General features: G+C 42.5%; 1 pseudogene. It reads right to left on the reverse strand.

Features of this window, described 5'->3' with window-relative positions:
* Positions 1 to 240 (reverse strand): annotated as a pseudogene (locus AAEY88_RS15310) (ABC transporter ATP-binding protein); the annotation flags it as partial.

The following is a 240-nucleotide window of genomic DNA, read 5'->3' on the forward strand; positions in this document are numbered from 1 at the left end:
CTACTAGTCTTGGCTGCTTGCGCGCGATTTTTTTGAATTAAGTACTCTTGATAGCCGCCAACATATTCATCAACGATACCTCTACCTTCTTCATCTTTACCGAATACCCAAGTCGAGGTGACCACATTATCCATAAATGAGCGATCATGGCTGATCAGTAGAATAGTGCCGTTAAAGCTGCTGACCGACTCTTCTAATAATTCGAGTGTTGCCATATCTAAATCGTTGGTAGGCTCATCT

The organism is Psychrobacter sp. CAL346-MNA-CIBAN-0220 (assembly GCF_040309805.1).
Taxonomy (GTDB): Bacteria; Pseudomonadota; Gammaproteobacteria; order Pseudomonadales; family Moraxellaceae; genus Psychrobacter.